Below are 17,424 nucleotides of genomic sequence, written 5' to 3'. Positions count from 1 at the left end.
GGGACCCGCGGCGGCGGGTCACCGGCGGTAGGGCCCCGGCGCGCTTCCTGCGTACCGGGGCCCTACCGCTGTCCGGGAGCGACGGACCCGCGGGAGCCGACCGTGGCCCCAGCGGGAAGGGACCTCAGCCCCGCGGGAGGGGACTCGCCCCCGTAGGAAGGGGACTCGGCCCGTGGGAGGGGCGGCCGCCGCCCCTCACTCCACGTGGGTGGCCGCCGCCTCGACCTCTTCGCGGGTGATCCCGAGCAGATAGAGCACGGTGTCCAGGAACGGCACGTTGACCGCGGTGTGCGCGGCCTCGCGGACCACCGGCTTGGCGTTGAAGGCGACCCCCAGCCCCGCCATGTTGAGCATGTCCAGGTCATTGGCACCGTCGCCGATCGCCACGGTCTGCGCCAGCGGCACCCCGGCCTCGTGGGCGAACCGCCGCAGCAGCCGGGCCTTGCCCGCCCGGTCCACGATCTCCCCGGTGACCCGGCCGGTGAGCTTGCCGTCGACGATCTCCAGGGTGTTGGCGGAGGCGAAGTCCAGCCCCAGCTCCTCCTGGAGCGCGTCGGTGACCTGCGTGAAGCCGCCCGAGACCACCCCGACTTGGTAGCCGAGCCGCTTGAGGGTCCGGACGAGGGTGCGGGCCCCCGGCGTGAGCCGCACCTCCTTGCGGACGAGGTCCACCACCGACGCGTCCAGCCCGCGCAGCAGCGCGACCCGGGCGTGCAGCGACTGCTCGAAGTCCAGCTCCCCGCGCATCGCCGCGGCGGTCACCTCGGCGACCTCCGCCTCGCACCCGGCGTGCGCCGCGAACAGCTCGATGACCTCGTCCTGGATGAGGGTGGAGTCGACGTCCATCACCACCAGCCGCTGCGCCCGGCGCTGCAACCCGGCCGCGACGACCGCGACGTCCACCCCGAGGAGCGCCGCCTCCGGGGCCAGCACGGTGCGCAGCGCCTCGGTCTCCGCGCCCGAGACCGCGAACTCCACGGCCGTCACCGGATATTTGGCGAGCCGGAAAATACGGTCGATATTGCCGCCGGTGGCCGTTATGGCCGAGGCGATGGCGGCCGTCGACTCCGCGGTGAGCGGGTGCCCCAGCACGGTGACATGGGACCGGCCGACACCGCGCGGACGGTTGTCGCCGCGGCCGGAGATGATCTCGGCCTGGAGGTTCAGCGACTCGGCCCAGCTGTGCACGGTGGCCCGGAGGTCGCCTTCGGAGGAGCCGGTCGTGCCCTGACCGGGGGAGGGGGTGGTGACCAGCGCGCACAGGGTGATGCGCCCCCGGGTCACCACCTGCTCGATGTCCACGACATCGACGGCGTAGGCGGCGAGGGTGTCGAAGAGGCCCGCGGTGATGCCGGGCCGGTCCTTCCCGAAGATCTTGACGAGGAGAGTCGGTACGTCTTCGCCTGGTGCGGCGGTGGCAGGCGGGGTCTGCGATGCGCTCATGGTGCCCTTACGGTATCCGGCGGACGGCCCGGACCGTACGGGGTGTCCGGGGAGCGGACCCCGCGCCCGCGGGGGTGCCGGACGGCCCCCGCGGCGGCCGCACGCCACGCCCCCGGGGCGGAGGGTGATCGTTATGCACTCGTTTCCGCACCGGCCCGGTTGTACCGGTTCGAGGGGTCCGGCCGGCACGCCAACTCCCCTTTTGGTATGGCGCTTTCGGGCCGGGGGAGGTGCCCGGCGCCACACTCGACGGACCGAATGCCCGGAATTCCCTGCATTGCAGACATCGCGGGCCTTTCCGGCTCTCCAGGAGGGTTCGTCGGATGCCGGCCAGGGCGCCCGGCACCCCCTCCCGTCCCGGTTTCCGGTCCGCGGGCCGAGCCTGAAATAGTTCCTCACGATGTTTCGCCATCCCTAGACTTCCCGCACAGGGCGTCACTCGGGGGACTATGTAATGGGGCGTGGAGTGCCTGAACTCGTACTGGAATTGAACGGAAGGTCCTGGCCGCTCGACCCGTCCAGGACCTACAGCGTGGGGCGTGATCCGCAGGGCGACATGGTGCTCGACGACGCCAGGGTCTCCTGGCGCCACGCCACCCTCCGATGGTCCGGCCGCAGCTGGCTCATCGAAGACCACGGCAGCACCAACGGCACCTACGTCCAGGGCCGGCGCGTCCAGCAGCTGGAGATCGGCCCCGGCGCCGCCGTCCACCTGGGCAACGCCACCGACGGCCCGCGGCTGACCCTGTCCGCCGCCGCGGCGCCCGCCGACGCCTTCAGCGCGCCGCCCGCCGCGGCCGCGCCGCACCAGGGCTGGCAGCAGCCGCCCGCCCAGCAGCAGCCGCCGGTCCACCAGGACTGGCAGGCCCCGGCCCAGGGCGGACAGCAGCCGTACGTCCCGCCCCAGCAGGCCCAGCAACCGCAGCAGCCCCGGCAACCGCAGCAGGCCCAACAGCCGCAGCAGGCCGTCCCCGCGCAGCAGCAGCCCGCGCGCCCCCAGGCCCCGCAGCCCCAGGCCCCGCAGGCCCAGGGCGGCGACCGCAGCCCGACCACCTTCCACCGGCTGGACATGGGCCGGGTGATGCGGATCGGCCGTGCGCTCGACAACGAGCTGGTCGTCTCCGACCTGCAGGTCTCCCGCCACCACGCGGAGTTCCGGGCCACCCCCGACGGCCGGTTCGAGATCCGCGACCTCGGCAGCCACAACGGCACCTACGTCAACGGCCAGCCGATCCCCAAGTCCGGCAGCGCACCGGTCGGCCCGAACGACACCGTCGGCGTCGGCCACTCCACCTTCCGGCTGGTCGGCGACCGCCTGGAGGAGTTCGTCGACACCGGCGAGGTCTCCTTCTCGGCCCGCCACCTCACCGTCACCGTCGAGGGCGGCAAGCAGATCCTCAAGGACGTCTCCTTCGGCGTCCCCGAGAAGTCGCTGATCGCCGTCATCGGCCCCTCCGGCTCCGGCAAGTCGACGCTGCTCAAGGCCCTCACCGGCTACCGCCCGGCCAACCAGGGCGAGGTCCTCTACGACAACCGGAACCTCTACAAGCACTTCGCCGAGCTGCGCCAGCGCGTCGGCCTGGTCCCGCAGGACGACATCCTCCACAAGGAGCTGACCGTCCAGAAGGCGCTCCGCTACGCCGCCAAGCTCCGCTTCCCCGGCGACACCGCGGAGTCCGAGCGCGAGGCCCGGATCGGCGAGGTGCTGCGCGAGCTCAAGCTCGACGTCCACAAGGACAAGAAGGTCACCTCGCTCTCCGGCGGCCAGCGCAAGCGCGTCTCGGTCGCCCTGGAGCTGCTGACCAAGCCGTCGCTGATCTTCCTGGACGAGCCCACCTCGGGCCTCGACCCGGGCATGGACCGCGACGTGATGCAGCTGCTGCGGGGCCTCGCGGACGACGGCCGCACCGTCCTGGTCGTCACCCACTCGGTGGCCGAACTCGCCCTGTGCGACCGGCTGTTGGTGATGGCCCCGGGCGGTTCAGTGGCCTACTTCGGCCCGCCCGAGGAGGCGCTGAACTTCTTCCAGTACGAGACCTGGGCCGACGTCTTCTCGGCGTTCGAGAACTACCGCGACTACGACTGGGCCGGCCGCTGGCGCGGCTCCCCGCACTACCAGATGTACGCCGCGGACCTCGACGCCGCCCCGCCCCAGTCGGTCAGCGTGCAGGCCCCGCCGGCCCGCATACAGAAGTCGCAGAGCTGGGGCTCCCAGCTGTGGACCCTGATGCGGCGCTATGTCTCGGTGCTCGCCTCCGACCGGGGCTTCCTCGCCCTGATGGTGATCCTGCCGGCCGTCCTCGGCGTGGTCTCCCTGCTGATCCCCAGCGACTACGGCCTCGGCTACGGCCCGGTCGGCAAGCACCAGACCAACCGCGACGCGAGCACCATCTCGCTGATCCTCGCGGTCGGCATGTGCTTCTCCGGCGCGGCCAACTCGGTCCGTGAGCTGATCAAGGAGCGGGTCATCTACGAGCGCGAACGGGCCACCGGCCTGTCGCGGTCGGCCTACCTGATGTCCAAGATCATCGTGCTGGGCGTGGCCACCGCCCTCCAGGGCGTGATCATCGCCGCCATCGGGTTCTCCACCCGCCAGATGCCCTCCCAGGGCCTGCTCGCCGCCAAGGCCCCGGCCGTCGAGATGACGATCGCGATCATCGCCCTCGGCTTCACCTCGATGATGGTCGGCCTGATCATCTCGTCGCTGGTGAAGACCGCCGAGAAGACCATGCCGCTGCTGGTCATGTTCGCCATCGTCCAGGTCGTCTTCACCGGCGTCCTCTTCCAGCTCTTCGACACCGTCGGCGTCTCCCAGGTCTCCTGGCTGATGCCGTCCCGCTGGGCGGTCGCCGCACTCGGCGCCACCGAGGACATGAACACCCTGCTGCCGTGGGAGCCCGGCCACCCGGACCCGCTGTGGAAGCACCAGACCGGTGTCTACGTCATGGACGTGGTCATCCTGATCGCCCTGGGCGTGGCGCTCGCCTTCGTCGTCGCGCGGCTGCTGCGCCGCCACGAGCCGGAGGTCATGCGCAAGTAGCGCCCGCGGTCGTCCGCCAGGCACGCCCGAGGGGCGGCACCCGGAATCGGGTGCCGCCCCTCGGCGGTGTGCACGGTCCGCGGTCCGCGGCGGAACGTCCGGCTCAGTAGGCCGAGTTGACGTTGTCCATCGAGCCGTAGCGGGCGGCCGCGTAGTTGCAGGCGGCGGTGATGTTGGCGACCGGGTCGTAGATGTTCCAGGAGGTACCGGGGACGTGGTACTGGCGGAACGTCGGGTCGATGACCTGGAGGAGGCCCTTGGAGGGGATGCCCGCCTGGGCGTTGGAGTCCCAGAGGTTGATCGCCATGGGGTTGCCGGACGACTCGCGCATCAGGTTGCGGTAGATGCCGTTGTAGGAGCCCGGGATGTTGTGCTGGGCCATGATGTCCAGCGACTGGCGGATCCAGCCGTCCAGGTTGTTGGGGTAGACCTTGGCCGGCTTCTCGACGGCGGCGGGAATGGCCTTGCGGACGGCGGCGCGGCTCGCGGCCTCCTTGACCTGGCGCTCCTTCTCGGCCTTCGCCTCGGCCTTCTTCTTGGCGGCGGCGGCCTCGGCCTTGCCCTGTGCGGTGGAGGCGTCGGCCTGCTGGGCTATGGTCGCCTGCTGGGCGCGGGCGGCGGTGTCGACGGCGCTGAACGCCACCGGCTGCACGTTGACGCCGGCCGGAGCCGCCTCGGCCTTGCCCTGGCTGGCGTCGGCCCCCGGAACGCTGGTGAAGATCAGCGCGGCGGCACCCGCGGCGGCGATTCCGGCGGCGGTGATCTTGTGGGTGCGGGTCAGGTTCAGACCGGAGATGGCGTGCTTGGGCATGGCGGACTCGACCTCTTCCGATGGGGGACGCCGCGCGGGCCAATGAGCGGAGGCAGAACGCCGAGTTCTGATCACGGCGCCGAGCGACGGGAGCCATTCTTAGCGGCCGGAAATTCGCCGGGCAATGATGTGACGTACGACCCCGGTTAGTGGAACCTGCCCTGCCCGGAATGCGTCCGGGCGGGAATATTCCCAGTTCAAAGCGGGTTGGGCGGTCCACTAACCGAGGTCGTAAGTGACCTGCGCCCTATGCGCGGGGTCACACCGGGCAGGGGTTTATCTCGCCAGCAGTAATTGCAATCGCACAGGCTGTGTGCAGGCTGTGGGCCGGCTGTGCGGCCTCAGACCTCGACCAGCACTTGGTCAAGGGACTTTCGCACCAGATCGGGCACCTGACAGTCCCGGGCCGGGTAGCCGACGGGAATCACCGCGAACGCCTTCTCGTTGGCCGGCCGCCCCAGCGCCTCCTGGAGGAACCGCATCGGGCTCGGCGTGTGCACCAGCGCCGCCAGCCCCGACAGATGCAGCGCGGACAGCAGCATGCCGACCGCGATGCCCACCGACTCGTCGACGTAGTAGTGCTTGCGCTTGGTGCCGTCCGGGCCCAGCCAGTGCCGCTGCTGGAAGACCACGATCAGCTGCGGGGCGTCGGTCAGATGCGGCTTGACCTCGTCCGTGCCCAGCGGCCGCAGCGCCGCCAGCCACTCCTCGCCCAGCCGCCCCTCGTAGGAGCGCTGCTCCTCGGCCTCCGCGGCCGCCCGGATCCGGCGGCGCACCTCGGGGTCCTTGACCAGGACGAACGTCCATGGCTGCTGATGGGCCCCGGACGGTGCGGTGGCCGCGCAGGCGATCGCGTCCCGGACCACCTGCTCCGGCACCGGGTCCGCGGCGAACTGCCGGACCGTCCGCCGGCGGTCCATCCGCTCCCGCAGCTCGGCGGCGCGGGCCAGGGACTCGGCCGCGGGCATCCGCTCGGGCCGGTACGGCACCGGGCGGTAGGGCTCTCCGTGCGTGGGCGTCCAGCGCTTCGTGGGCGAGGGCGGCGCGGTGCGCGCCTGTGATGAAGAGGACATGGCCCGAGTCTCGGACCGCACCGGCTCAGGGAGACGCGGATCACAGGATTCCAGCCGAGATCACCCGGCTCCACGACGGGATCGACGTGAACTCGCCCCTCGGGACCGCCCCACCTGTCCCTATATAAGGGGAGAAGCGCGGATTGCCGGATGTCGCCCGCCCCGCCCCACCGGCAACATCACCCATCAAGCACCGGACTCCTCCTTAAGGGGCCCCTCTATATAAAGAGGAGGAAGAAGGCGCGTAAGGAGGTGGATAGGGCAAATCACCGCAAGATGAATCAAACCGCGATGCCCTCACCCCCGCGCCCCGCCGCCCGCCGACCCGCCCCGCCGGGCCGTCCGCCCTAGGCCCCCGGCCGTAGGTACGCAGCGTCGGCGGACCGATACGCACCGGTCGGCCCGCCGGTACGGTGAAGCCATGAGCAACGGACCGGGAGCCGGGATCCCCGCGGTGAGCACCGCGATCCTGGCCATGAGCAGGCATCTGGAGGTGCGCGACGTCCTCAAGACGATCGTCGCCTCGGCCCGTGAACTGCTGGACGCCGAGTACGCCGCGCTCGGTGTGCCGGACGACCACGGGGGCTTCGCCCAGTTCGTCGTCGACGGCGTCAGCGCCGAGCAGTGGAAGGCCATCGGCCCGCTGCCCCGCCAGCACGGCATCCTCGCCGCGATGCTGCACAACGCCACCCCCGAGCGGCTCGCCGACGTCCGCGAGGACCCCCGCTTCGGCGGCTGGCCCGCCGCCCACCCGGACATGTCCGACTTCCTCGGCCTCCCGGTCGCCGACGGCGACGAGATCCTCGGCGCCCTGTTCCTGGCCAACAAGCGCTGCCCCAAGCCCGCCGGCGGCTGCGGCTTCACCGAGGAGGACGAGCGCCTGCTCGGCATACTCGCCCAGCACGCCGCCATCGCCCTCACCAACGCCCGCCTCTACGAGCGCAGCCGCGAGCTGACCATCGCCGGCGAGCGCGCCCGGCTCGCCCACGAGCTGCACGACGCGGTCTCCCAGAAGCTCTTCTCGCTCCGGCTCACCGCCCAGGCCGCGACCGCCCTGGTCGACCGCGACCCGGCCCGCGCCAAGGACGAACTCCACCAGGTCGCCGCACTGGCCGCGGAGGCCGCCGACGAGCTCCGCGCCGCCGTCGTCGAGCTGCGCCCCGCCGCCCTGGACGAGGACGGACTGGTGGCCACCCTGCGCTCCCAGTGCCAGGTCCTCGACCGCGCCCACTCCGCCCACGTCACCTTCACCGCGCACGGCGTACGCGCCCTGCCCTCGGCCCAGGAGGAAGCCCTGCTCCGGGTCGCCCAAGAGGCGCTGCACAACGCGCTGCGGCACTCCGGCGCCGAGCGCGTCGAGGTCAGCGTCACTCGCTCCGGCCAGGGCGCCCTGCTGCGGGTCGCCGACGACGGCCGGGGCTTCGACACCCGCGCGGTCCGCCGGGCCGGCCGGCACCTGGGACTGGTCTCGATGCGCGACCGCGCCGGCGGCGTCGGTGGCAAGCTCACCGTGGAATCGGAGCCCGGCAAGGGCACCGCTGTCGAGATGGAGGTGCCCGGTGGCTGACACCACGCGCGGCGGTACGGAACGCGCCACGGGCGAGGGGCACGCGATCCGCGTACTGCTCGTCGACGACCACCAGGTCGTACGCCGCGGCCTGCGGACGTTCCTGGAGGTCCAGGACGACATCCAGGTGGTGGGGGAGGCGTCGGACGGTGCCGAGGGCGTCGCCGCCACCGAGCAACTGCGCCCGGACGTCGTCCTCATGGACATCAAGATGCCAGGCATGGACGGCATCGAGGCCCTCCGCCAGCTCCGCACCCTCGACAACCCGGCCAAGGTGCTGGTCGTCACCAGCTTCACCGAGCAGCGCACCGTCGTCCCGGCCCTGCGCGCCGGCGCGGCCGGCTACGTCTACAAGGACATCGACCCCGAGGCCCTGGCCGGCGCCATCCGCTCGGTGCACGCCGGGCATGTGCTGCTCCAGCCCGAGGTGGCCGACGCGCTGCTCTCCCAGGAGGAGAGCAACAACGGCCAGGGGCGCGGGAGTTCGCTCACCGACCGGGAGCGTGAGGTGCTGGGGCTGATCGCGGACGGCCGCTCCAACCGCGAGATCGCCCGCGCCCTGGTGCTGTCGGAGAAGACCGTCAAGACCCATGTCTCCAACATCCTGATGAAGCTGGACCTCGCCGACCGCACCCAGGCCGCGCTGTGGGCCGTGCGGCACGGCATCGGGGCCTGAATCGCGGGGGAGCGGGCCTACTGATGAGGTATCAGAACGATTAGCCGAACGTCGCCTCGGAGATCCCGGATTCATACTGTCGTGTATACGTAGCCCGTTTGGCGTATCCCAGCTCCGTGCCGGGCCGTTTCCCAGTGCAGTCGTGGCGGCTGGCCACGGCATCGGCAACGAGGAGCAAGAGAAGTGAAGAACATCAAGCGGGTTGCGGCCATCACGATGGCGGGGGCCGGGCTCGTCCTGGCGGGCGCCGGCGCCGCCTCCGCGCACACCCCGCAGTCCCAGGGTGCCGCGGTGCAGTCCCCGGGCGTTCTGTCGGGCAACGTCGTCCAGGCGCCGGTCCACATTCCCGTGAACGCCTGCGGCAACACCATCTCCGTGGTCGGCCTGCTCAACCCGACCTTCGGCAACACCTGCGTCAACGACTGACCGTCGGAGCGCCCGCTCCGACCCCCTGACCCCTGCGCCGGGCCCTTCGCCGGGCCGCGCGGGTCACCCGGACCGGCCCCGCCAGCCCTGGCCGTGCGGCCGGTCCGCTCTCCACAACCACCGTCATTCCGGCCCAGTGCCACCACGTGAGGATCACGCCACCATGAACAGCGTCAAAAAGGCCGCCCTTGTCCTTGCCACCACCGGTCTGGCCGTCGGTGCCGCCGCCGGTTCGGCGTTCGCCCACGACGGCGGGCACGCCAAGGGCGAGGCCGTGAACTCCCCTGGCGCCGGCTCGGGCAACGTCGTCCAGACCCCGGTGCACATCCCCGCGAACGTCAGCGGCAACAGCGTCAACGTCGTGGGCATCCTCAACCCGGCCTTCGGCAACCCGGCCGTCAACAACTGACGCCACCCGGCCCCGGGCTCAACTCCCGGGCCGCCCAGGGCACTTCCGCCCCGGCTCTCTCTCCGGGTCCCGCCGGCCGCGCCATGGCCGGCGGGACCTCTGCCGTCTCACCCCCGGCGTCGCTCCCACTCCTCCACCGCGGAGTTGTACGCCGCCACCTGCGCCCGGCGGGCCGTTCGCTCCACCGGCCGCAGCGCCTCGGCACGGGCCGCGATCTCCGACGAGCTGACCGCCGCACCGTGCTCCCGGCCGCCCCCGCCCGCGCCCCGGGCGATGCCGATCAGCGCGCCCACCCGCTGGGCCAGCTCCAGCACCCGCACCGCCCGCGGCGGATAGCCCGGCGCCAGCAGCTGCCGGCCGGCCTCCGCCCGCGCCCGATACGCGGCCAGCGCCGCGTCCGCCACCGGGCCGGAGCCGCCCACGTCCAGCCGGGAGAGCACCTCCGTCGCCTCCCGCAGCGCCTCCGCCAGCTCCCGCTCGGCCTCGCCCAGCGACGGCACATCGGACGGCGGCGCCTCCCGCGCCGGCAGACAGTGCCAGACCACCTCGACATGCACGTCGGGTGCGGCGGCGCCCTCGGGGCCCGCCTCATGGACCTCCGGGACCAGGCCCAGCCCGGCGCCCTGGGCGAGCACCGCCTCCCCGGCCTCCAGTGCCCGCGCGTTGAACTCCGGCGGGCCGCTCAGGCCCAGCGGATGCCCCGGCACCGGCAGGGCCACCCGCAGGCCGATCGCGCCGAGCGTCCGCAGCCGCCCCAGCGCGAGCGTCAGGCCGACCGGGCCGTCCTCCCCGGGCAGGCCCGAGACGCGATGGACGGCGTCGTCGTCCGCGATCCGGTGTGCGGCGTCATCAGGTGAGACAAGTCCGGCCAAAAGGGCATTTCCCCATGCCGCCAGCCGTCCTGAGCGAGGTTCGTCGAGCATGGCCCCCAGCCTAGGGAACAGCACTGACAGCGAGTGGCGTAGGTTTGCAGGGGGGCTGCGCCTACAGGCGCACACGACGACCGAGAAGCAATGGGAGACAGTGCGCTCATGAGCGATGTGCTGGAGCTGGTGGACGTATCCGTGGTCCGCGACGGACGGGCTCTGGTGGACCAGGTCTCGTGGTCGGTGAAGGAGGGGGAGCGCTGGGTGATCCTCGGCCCCAACGGCGCCGGCAAGACCACCCTGCTGAACGTCGCCTCCAGCTACCTCTTCCCGAGCACCGGCACCGCCCGGATCCTCGGCGAGCAGCTCGGCCGCGTCGACGTCTTCGACCTGCGCCCGCGCATCGGCATCGCCGGCATCGCGCTCGCCGACAAGCTGCCGCGCAGCCAGACCGTGCTGCAGACGGTCCTCACCGCCGCCTACGGCATGACCGCCACCTGGCGCGAGGACTACGACGAGATCGACGAGCAGCGCGCCCGCGCCTTCCTCGACCGCCTCGGGATGAACGCCTACCTCGACCGGAAGTTCGGCACCCTCTCCGAGGGCGAGCGCAAGCGCACCCTGATCGCCCGCGCGATGATGACCGACCCCGAGCTGCTCCTGCTGGACGAGCCCGCCGCCGGCCTCGACCTGGGCGGCCGTGAGGACCTGGTGCGCCGCCTCGGCCGGCTCGCCCGCGACCCCTACGCCCCCTCGATGATCATGGTGACCCACCATGTCGAGGAGATCCCGCCAGGCTTCACCCACGTCCTGATGATCCGTCAGGGCAAGGTGCTGGCCGCCGGCCCGCTCGACCTCGAACTGACCTCCAGCAACCTCTCGCACTGCTTCGGCCTCCCGCTCGTCGTCGACCGCAACGGCGCCGACCGCTGGACGGCCCAGGGCCTCCCCCTCAAGTGACGAGCCGCCACTGACCTGTCGCGCCCTGTCCCCGGGCCGCCCGGCGGACCTACCATGAGCCCGTGGATCCATGGGTGTGGTGGCTGATCGCCGCCGTAGGACTGGGTATTCCGCTCGTCGTGACCGCGATGCCCGAATTCGGGATGTTCGCGGTCGGCGCCGTCGCCGGTGCCGTCACCGCAGCGCTCGGTGGCGGCACCGTGCCACAGGTCCTGGTGTTCGTGGCGGTGTCCGTCGCGCTGATCGCCGTCGTCCGGCCGATCGCCAACCGCCACCGAGGCCAGAGCCCCCGCCTCGCCTCCGGCATCGACGCCCTGAAGGGGCGGACCGCCACCGTCCTGGAGCGGGTCGACGGCGGCGACGGCGGCCGCATCAAACTCGCCGGGGAGATCTGGTCCGCCCGCGCGCTCGACGGCGACCACGTCTACGAACCCGGCCAGCAGGTCGACGTGGTGGAGATCGACGGCGCCACCGCCCTCGTCATCTGACCGAACCCGATGCGCGACGCCCCGCACCTCTGAAAGACTGATCAACCACAAAGCCGGCCGCGGCCGGACGGACCAGCAACGAAGGGCACGGGAGCCGCTGTGGAACCGATCATCATCGTCCTGATCATCCTGGTGGTGCTCGTGTTCATCGCACTCATCAAGACGATCCAGGTCATTCCCCAGGCCAGTGCCGCCATCGTCGAGCGGTTCGGCCGCTACACCCGCACCCTCAACGCCGGCCTGAACATCGTCGTCCCGTTCATCGACACCATCCGCAACCGCATCGACCTCCGCGAACAGGTCGTGCCGTTCCCGCCGCAGCCGGTGATCACGCAGGACAACCTCGTCGTCAACATCGACACCGTCATCTACTACCAGGTCACCGACGCCCGCGCCGCCACCTACGAAGTCGCCAGCTACATCCAGGCGATCGAGCAGCTGACCGTCACCACCCTCCGCAACATCATCGGCGGCATGGACCTCGAACGCACCCTGACCTCCCGCGAGGAGATCAACGCGGCGCTGCGCGGCGTCCTCGACGAGGCCACCGGCAAGTGGGGCATCCGCGTCAACCGCGTCGAACTCAAGGCGATCGAGCCGCCCACCTCCATCCAGGACTCGATGGAGAAGCAGATGCGCGCCGACCGCGACAAGCGCGCCGCCATCCTCCAGGCCGAAGGTGTCCGGCAGTCCGAGATCCTCACCGCCGAGGGCCAGAAGCAGTCCGCGATCCTGCGCGCCGAGGGTGAGGCCAAGGCCGCGGCCCTGCGTGCCGAGGGCGAGGCCCAGGCGATCCGGGTGGTCTTCGAGTCCATCCACGCCGGCGACCCGGACCAGAAGCTGCTGTCGTACCAGTACCTCCAGATGCTCCCGAAGATCGCCGAGGGCGACGCCAACAAGCTCTGGATCGTCCCCAGCGAGATCGGCGACGCGCTCAAGGGCCTCGGCGGCGCCATCGGCAACTTCAACCCCGCCGGCGGCGCCACCATCCCCAAGCCCGGCGGCGGCCCCGAGCGCCAGGCACCCCCGATCGACTGACGCCGCATCACCCCTCGTGCATGATCAGGGTTGCCTCCTCGACCTCAAGGGCGAGGAGGCAACCCTGATCACGTGAGGAGTTGGACTTGTCCCCCTGGGAAGCAGTCGCAGTCTTCGCCGCCGGCCTGGGCGCCGGCACCATCAACACCATCGTCGGTTCCGGCACCCTGATCACCTTCCCCGTCCTGCTCGCCGTCGGCCTCCCGCCAGTGACCGCCAACGTCTCCAACTCCCTTGGCCTGGTGCCCGGTTCGATCAGCGGCGCAATAGGGTACCGCCGTGAACTGCGCGGCCAGGGAAGCCGGGTGCTGCGCTTCGCAGTCGCCGCCGTCATCGGCGGCCTGGCTGGCGCCGTCCTGCTGCTGGCGCTGCCGTCCGGCGCCTTCAAGGCGGTCGTCCCCGGCCTGATCGCCGTGGCCCTCGTCCTCGTCGTCGCCCAGCCCCGGCTCGCCGCCGCGGTCCGCGCCCGCCGCGCCCGCAACGGCACCACCGGCCACCGCGACGGCGGCCTCGGACTCCTCGCGGGCCTGCTGCTGGCCAGCGTCTACGGCGGCTACTTCGGCGCCGCCCAGGGCATCATCTACCTGTCCCTGATGGGCGTCCTGCTCAGCGACGACCTCCAGCGCATCAACGCCCTCAAGAACGTCCTCACCGCCCTCGTGAACGCCGTCGCGGCGGTCTTCTTCCTCTTCGTCGCCCACTTCGACTGGACCGCGGTCGCCCTGATCGCGGTCGCCTCCGCGCTCGGCGGCCAGATAGGCGCCAGGATCGGCCGCCGCCTGCCCCCGATCGCCCTGCGCGCCGTGATCGTCGCGGTGGGGCTGGTGGCCATCGTCCAACTCCTCCTGCATTAGGACGAGTTGGACGACGGCGGCCGGCCCTCCGGGCTCACTCGTCAGAAGCGCCCTAGGCCGGGAGCGCCAGCCACTCCGGCAGCTCGTCCCGCACGGACACCCCCAGGGCCGACACCAGCGCATCCGCCGGCGTCGGGACGAACGGCCGCCGGAGCAGCCGCATCCCCGCCTGCTCGGGCGTCCGGTCCGCCTTGCGGTGGTTGTCCTCCGAGCAGGAGGCGACGGTATTCAGCCAGGTGTCCCCGCCGCCGTGCGACCGCGGCACCACGTGGTCCACGGTCGTCGCCCGCTTCCCGCAGTACGCGCATCTGTGCTGGTCACGCGCGAGCACCCCGCGCCGGGACCACGGCGCCTGTCTTCGGAACGGCACCCGGACGTATCTGCTGAGCCTGATCACCCGCGGCACCGGCACATCCACCGACGCCGCCCGGATCCGCAGCCCAGGGTGGGCGTGCTCGACGACCGCCTTGTCCTGCATGACCAGCACCACCGCGCGCCGCAGCGACACCGTCGCCAGCGGCTCGAAGCTCGCATTCAGCACCAGCGTCTCGCGCATCCCGTCCACCTCCCGGACCCCGATCGCCCCCGTGGCGAAGTGGCTCCACTGTGCAGGGGCAGGTATTTCCCGGACAACGCAATTTCCGTGTGCCACAAGGGAAATGGCGGGTGGACACCGCATGAAGAACAGGTGTGCCGCAACGGCGGCGGGCACGCGCGAGCAGCGCGGAAAGAGAGTGCGCTCCGGGTTCCGACCCCCGTGACACACGGAACCCGGAGCGAACGACAGCCGACGCGGACGTCCCGGCACGCGGGACTCCGGCCGGGGACCGGGAACACCTGCCATGCCCTTGGGACATGGGGGAGTGGGCGCACACACCAGCGCCCCGGCGCTCCCGCCACCGCGGTACCGGCTGCCCGCCACCTCGCGGAGGCGGCGGTACGGATACCACTGTGCGCGGCGGAAACACCGGGGCGCAACGCATTTCTCCCGGGCCCGACGGGGCCGATGCGTCCGACGGGCCCGGCCTGCCTAGCCGGCGGCGGGCACCTCGTACTCGCCGACCAGCTGCGCCCGCCCGATCGTGTGGAACCGCAGGTTGAAGCCGACCACCGCGGGCGAGGCGTCCGCGTCCGGCCCCAGCTTCTCCTGGTCCACCGCGTAGACGGTGAACACATAGCGGTGCGGCCCGTCGCCGGGCGGCGGCGCGGCGCCCCCGAAGTCCCGCGTCCCGTAGTCGTTACGGGCGTGCACGGCCCCCTCCGGGAGCCCCTTCATGTCACCGCTGCCCGCCCCGGCCGGCAGCTCCGTCACCGACGCCGGGATGTCGAACAGCACCCAGTGCCAGAACCCGCTGCCGGTCGGCGCGTCCGGGTCGTAGCAGGTGACGGCGTAGCTCCTGGTCCCCGCGGGAGCGCCCTCCCACCGCAGCTGCGGCGAACGGTTCCCGCCGGCGTGGACCTGCTCCGACCGCAGCGTCCCGCCCGGCTCCACCTCCTCGCTCACCACCGTGAACTCCGCCACCGGCGGATGGAAATCGTGCGGGAGCGGCCGCCGCTTCAGCTCGGACACCTCGGACCTCCTGGTCGCTTGCTGACACTTCGTCCGGCCAGGTTAGAGCCAGTTGCGCCGCCCGCCGACCTCGGCCAGCCACTGGTGGAGATATCCGGCCCAGTCGGTCCCCTCGAAGTCGTGCAGCCCCACCGTGAACGACCGGTAGCTGTCCGACCCCTCGCTGAACAGTCCCGGCTTCTTGTCCATCTCCAGCACCACGTCCATCTCCCGGCCGTCGGCCACGAAGGACAGCTCCACCTCGCTCAGCCCCCGGTACTGCGGCGGCGCCGAGAACTCGATCTCCTGATAGAAGGGCAGCCGCTGCCGCGTCCCGTGGATCCGCCCCTGCTCCAGATCGGCCGCCGCGAACCGGAACCCGAGCCGCTCGAAGGCGCCCAGGATCGCCTGCTGCGCCGGCAGCGGATGCACCCGCACCGGATCGAGATCACTGGAGTCGACCGCCCGCGCGATCGCCAGCTCCGTCGTCACCCCCACGCCCATCCCGTGCAGCGGACGCCCGAGGAACGTGGTGACCGGCGTCTCCCAGGGGATCTCCAGCCCGAACGGCACCGTGTGCACGGCCCCCGCCCGCACCTCGAACGCCCCGCCCAGCCGCAGCCGGCTGAACTCGACGTCCCGCCGGACCTCCTCTTCTTCGCGCTCGGCCTCGACCCGCGCCTGCAGCCCGACGGACAGCCCCTGGATCGCCTGCGGCACCGACCCGCCCTGGATTCGTACCTCTCCCTGCACCACGCCACCGGGCACCACGTTCTCCTCGAAGAGCACCGTCTCCACGGACGCGCCCCCGGCCCCCAGACTCGCCAGCAACTTCCTGAACCCCACGCTCGTCCTCCCCTGACGCACCCCGCGCCCCAGCCACCCGGCAGATCGTGGCCAGATCCTTGCGCATCCCGAACCGATCGACCGAATCGCGCTTTCCACAACCCCCACATCGCCCCACCGCCCACCCACGACTCCTCGGTTACGCTCGGGACGCATGACGGACGTACCGGACCGCACCCCTCTTCCGCGCGACTTCTTCGACCGCCCCGTTCTGGACGTCGCCCCGGATCTCCTCGGCCGCATCCTGGTACGCCACAGCCCCGCCGGCCCGATCGAGCTCCGCCTCACCGAGGTCGAGGCGTACGACGGCGAGTCCGACCCGGGTTCCCACGCCTTCCGGGGCCGCACCGCCCGCAACGCCACGATGTACGGTCCGCCCGGCCACGCCTACGTCTACTTCATCTACGGCATGTGGTTCAGCATCAACCTGGTCTGCGGCCCCGAGGGCAGGGCCGGCGCCGTGCTGCTGCGCGCCGGCGAGATCCTCACCGGTACGCCGCTCGCGGCCGGCCGCCGCCCCAAGGCCCGCAACACCAACGAACTGGCCAAGGGCCCGGCCCGCCTGGCCACCGCCCTGGACATCGACCGCACCCTGGACGGCACCGACGTCTGCGGCACCGACCGCAGCCCGATCACGATCCTCCAGGGCACCCCGGCCCGGCCCGGCCTCGTGCGCAACGGCCCCCGCACCGGCGTCGGCGGCGACGGCGCCGAACACCCGTGGCGCTACTGGATCGACGGTGACCCCACCGTCAGCCCCTACCGCCCCCACGTGCCCAGGCGGCGCAGCGCCCCGACTGCTTGACTCTGCCCTGCCAAGCGCCTAACGTATCCCGAGCCGCTGGTTCCGGGCAGCGCTTTCTGCGTACCCCCGAGGCGGCACAAACCACTACTCTGAACGACTCCCTGACCGGGTCTCTTTTGGCGTTGCCGAAATTCGACCCGAACGGCCCGATTATGAGCCGTCAGGGAAAGCCGCTAAAGTAGTGACCACGCCGAAAGGCAAACCCCTCCGACGGGAAATCGGAACCGAATTTCGAAGCCGGAAGCTGCTCACCGAGAAGCGGCCGGAAACGAAAACGGATCTGCTAGAGTCGGAACCGCGAGAAAGCCGAAAGGCCGGACCGCACCGGCGAAAATCGGAGCCGAAAGGATCTGATAGAGTCGGAGACGCAAGACCGAAGGGAAGCGCCCGGAGGAAGCCCGCGAGGGCAGGCCGAAGGAAGCGTCCGTTCCTTGAGAACTCAACAGCGTGCCAAAAGTCAACGCCAGATATGTTGATACCCCGTCTCCAGCACAAGCTGGGACGAGGTTCCTTTGAAAGACCTCCCAACATGCTTGGGAGGCACACAGCGAGGACGCTGTGAACCGCGAGGAT

17 protein-coding genes are annotated in these 17,424 nt (G+C 71.4%); 10 read left to right on the top strand and 7 right to left on the bottom strand.

The features are described 5' to 3' along the window. Positions 1-195: 195 nt before the first annotated feature. Entirely contained in the window at positions 196-1,443 is a 1,248-nt protein-coding gene (serB, locus tag B073_RS0127015; protein WP_018541211.1) for a phosphoserine phosphatase SerB, read from the bottom strand. Positions 1,444-1,897: 454 nt separating this feature from the next. Here serB and B073_RS0127010 point away from each other — a divergent pair, with 454 nt between their 5' ends. Beyond that, positions 1,898-4,483: an FHA domain-containing protein gene (locus B073_RS0127010; RefSeq protein ID WP_078508201.1), complete on the top strand. Its 2,586-nt coding sequence runs from the start codon at positions 1,898-1,900 to the stop codon at positions 4,481-4,483. Between the two features lie 103 nt (positions 4,484-4,586). Here the strand turns inward: B073_RS0127010 and B073_RS0127005 are convergent, their stop codons facing one another. Together B073_RS0127005 and B073_RS0127000 are read right to left on the bottom strand one after the other, a co-directional pair. After that, positions 4,587-5,294, bottom strand: a complete 708-nt coding sequence (locus B073_RS0127005) for a transglycosylase SLT domain-containing protein (RefSeq protein WP_018541209.1) — start codon at positions 5,292-5,294, stop codon at positions 4,587-4,589. A 341-nt stretch (positions 5,295-5,635) separates the two neighbouring features. Further along, positions 5,636-6,367: a nitroreductase family protein gene (locus tag B073_RS0127000; RefSeq protein WP_202487060.1), complete on the bottom strand. Its 732-nt coding sequence runs from the start codon at positions 6,365-6,367 to the stop codon at positions 5,636-5,638. A gap of 421 nt (positions 6,368-6,788) precedes the next feature. On the opposite strand from B073_RS0127000, the gene B073_RS0126995 reads away from it, so the two are divergent. From B073_RS0126995 to B073_RS0126980, 4 genes are all read left to right on the top strand, one after another. Next, entirely contained in the window at positions 6,789-7,934 is a 1,146-nt protein-coding gene (locus B073_RS0126995) for a GAF domain-containing sensor histidine kinase (protein ID WP_018541207.1), read from the top strand. Beyond that, positions 7,927-8,610, top strand: a complete 684-nt coding sequence (locus tag B073_RS0126990; protein WP_018541206.1) for a response regulator — start codon at positions 7,927-7,929, stop codon at positions 8,608-8,610. Before B073_RS0126995 ends, B073_RS0126990 begins: the two co-directional genes overlap by 8 nt. Positions 8,611-8,826: 216 nt before the next feature. After that, a complete protein-coding gene (locus B073_RS0126985; protein WP_037812886.1) occupies positions 8,827-9,036 on the top strand; it encodes a chaplin in 210 nt (69 codons plus the stop codon). A 163-nt stretch (positions 9,037-9,199) separates the two neighbouring features. Further along, positions 9,200-9,445 (top strand): chaplin, encoded by a 246-nt coding sequence (locus B073_RS0126980; protein WP_018541204.1) that lies wholly within the window; start codon positions 9,200-9,202, stop codon positions 9,443-9,445. Positions 9,446-9,552: 107 nt separating this feature from the next. Here the strand turns inward: B073_RS0126980 and B073_RS0126975 are convergent, their stop codons facing one another. Continuing rightward, positions 9,553-10,368 (bottom strand): hypothetical protein, encoded by an 816-nt coding sequence (locus B073_RS0126975; RefSeq protein WP_026247765.1) that lies wholly within the window; start codon positions 10,366-10,368, stop codon positions 9,553-9,555. A 90-nt stretch (positions 10,369-10,458) separates the two neighbouring features. Here B073_RS0126975 and B073_RS0126970 point away from each other — a divergent pair, with 90 nt between their 5' ends. The 4 genes from B073_RS0126970 (at position 10,459) to B073_RS0126955 (ending at position 13,651) form a co-directional block, all read left to right on the top strand. Further along, on the top strand, positions 10,459-11,271 hold the full coding sequence (locus tag B073_RS0126970; RefSeq protein WP_078508200.1) for an ABC transporter ATP-binding protein: 813 nt from the start codon (positions 10,459-10,461) through the stop codon (positions 11,269-11,271). A gap of 74 nt (positions 11,272-11,345) precedes the next feature. Continuing rightward, positions 11,346-11,759, top strand: a complete 414-nt coding sequence (locus B073_RS0126965) for an NfeD family protein (RefSeq protein ID WP_018541201.1) — start codon at positions 11,346-11,348, stop codon at positions 11,757-11,759. Between the two features lie 99 nt (positions 11,760-11,858). Then, positions 11,859-12,797, top strand: coding sequence for an SPFH domain-containing protein (locus B073_RS0126960; RefSeq protein ID WP_018541200.1), 939 nt, complete (start codon positions 11,859-11,861; stop codon positions 12,795-12,797). A gap of 86 nt (positions 12,798-12,883) precedes the next feature. Continuing rightward, positions 12,884-13,651 carry a sulfite exporter TauE/SafE family protein gene (locus tag B073_RS0126955; protein WP_018541199.1) on the top strand — a complete coding sequence of 256 codons (768 nt, stop codon included), beginning with the start codon at positions 12,884-12,886 and terminating at the stop codon, positions 13,649-13,651. Positions 13,652-13,703: 52 nt separating this feature from the next. Here the strand turns inward: B073_RS0126955 and B073_RS0126950 are convergent, their stop codons facing one another. The 3 genes from B073_RS0126950 to B073_RS0126940 all read right to left on the bottom strand — a co-directional run bounded on the left by B073_RS0126950 (position 13,704) and on the right by B073_RS0126940 (position 16,046). Then, a complete protein-coding gene (locus B073_RS0126950; RefSeq protein WP_018541198.1) occupies positions 13,704-14,207 on the bottom strand; it encodes an HNH endonuclease in 504 nt (167 codons plus the stop codon). 474 nt (positions 14,208-14,681) lie between these two features. Next, the gene (locus B073_RS0126945; protein ID WP_018541197.1) at positions 14,682-15,221 is read right to left on the bottom strand and encodes a YbhB/YbcL family Raf kinase inhibitor-like protein; all 540 of its coding nucleotides are present in this window, start codon (positions 15,219-15,221) and stop codon (positions 14,682-14,684) included. Between the two features lie 42 nt (positions 15,222-15,263). Beyond that, positions 15,264-16,046, bottom strand: coding sequence for a sporulation protein (locus B073_RS0126940; RefSeq protein WP_026247763.1), 783 nt, complete (start codon positions 16,044-16,046; stop codon positions 15,264-15,266). 154 nt (positions 16,047-16,200) lie between these two features. Here B073_RS0126940 and B073_RS0126935 point away from each other — a divergent pair, with 154 nt between their 5' ends. Beyond that, positions 16,201-16,851 (top strand): DNA-3-methyladenine glycosylase, encoded by a 651-nt coding sequence (locus B073_RS0126935; protein ID WP_018541195.1) that lies wholly within the window; start codon positions 16,201-16,203, stop codon positions 16,849-16,851. The last annotated feature ends 573 nt before the right edge of the window (positions 16,852-17,424 follow it).

This window comes from Streptomyces sp. MspMP-M5 (genome assembly GCF_000373585.1).
In the GTDB taxonomy this organism is placed as follows: domain Bacteria; phylum Actinomycetota; class Actinomycetes; order Streptomycetales; family Streptomycetaceae; genus Streptomyces.
This window is presented reverse-complemented; position numbering and strand designations above follow the sequence as displayed.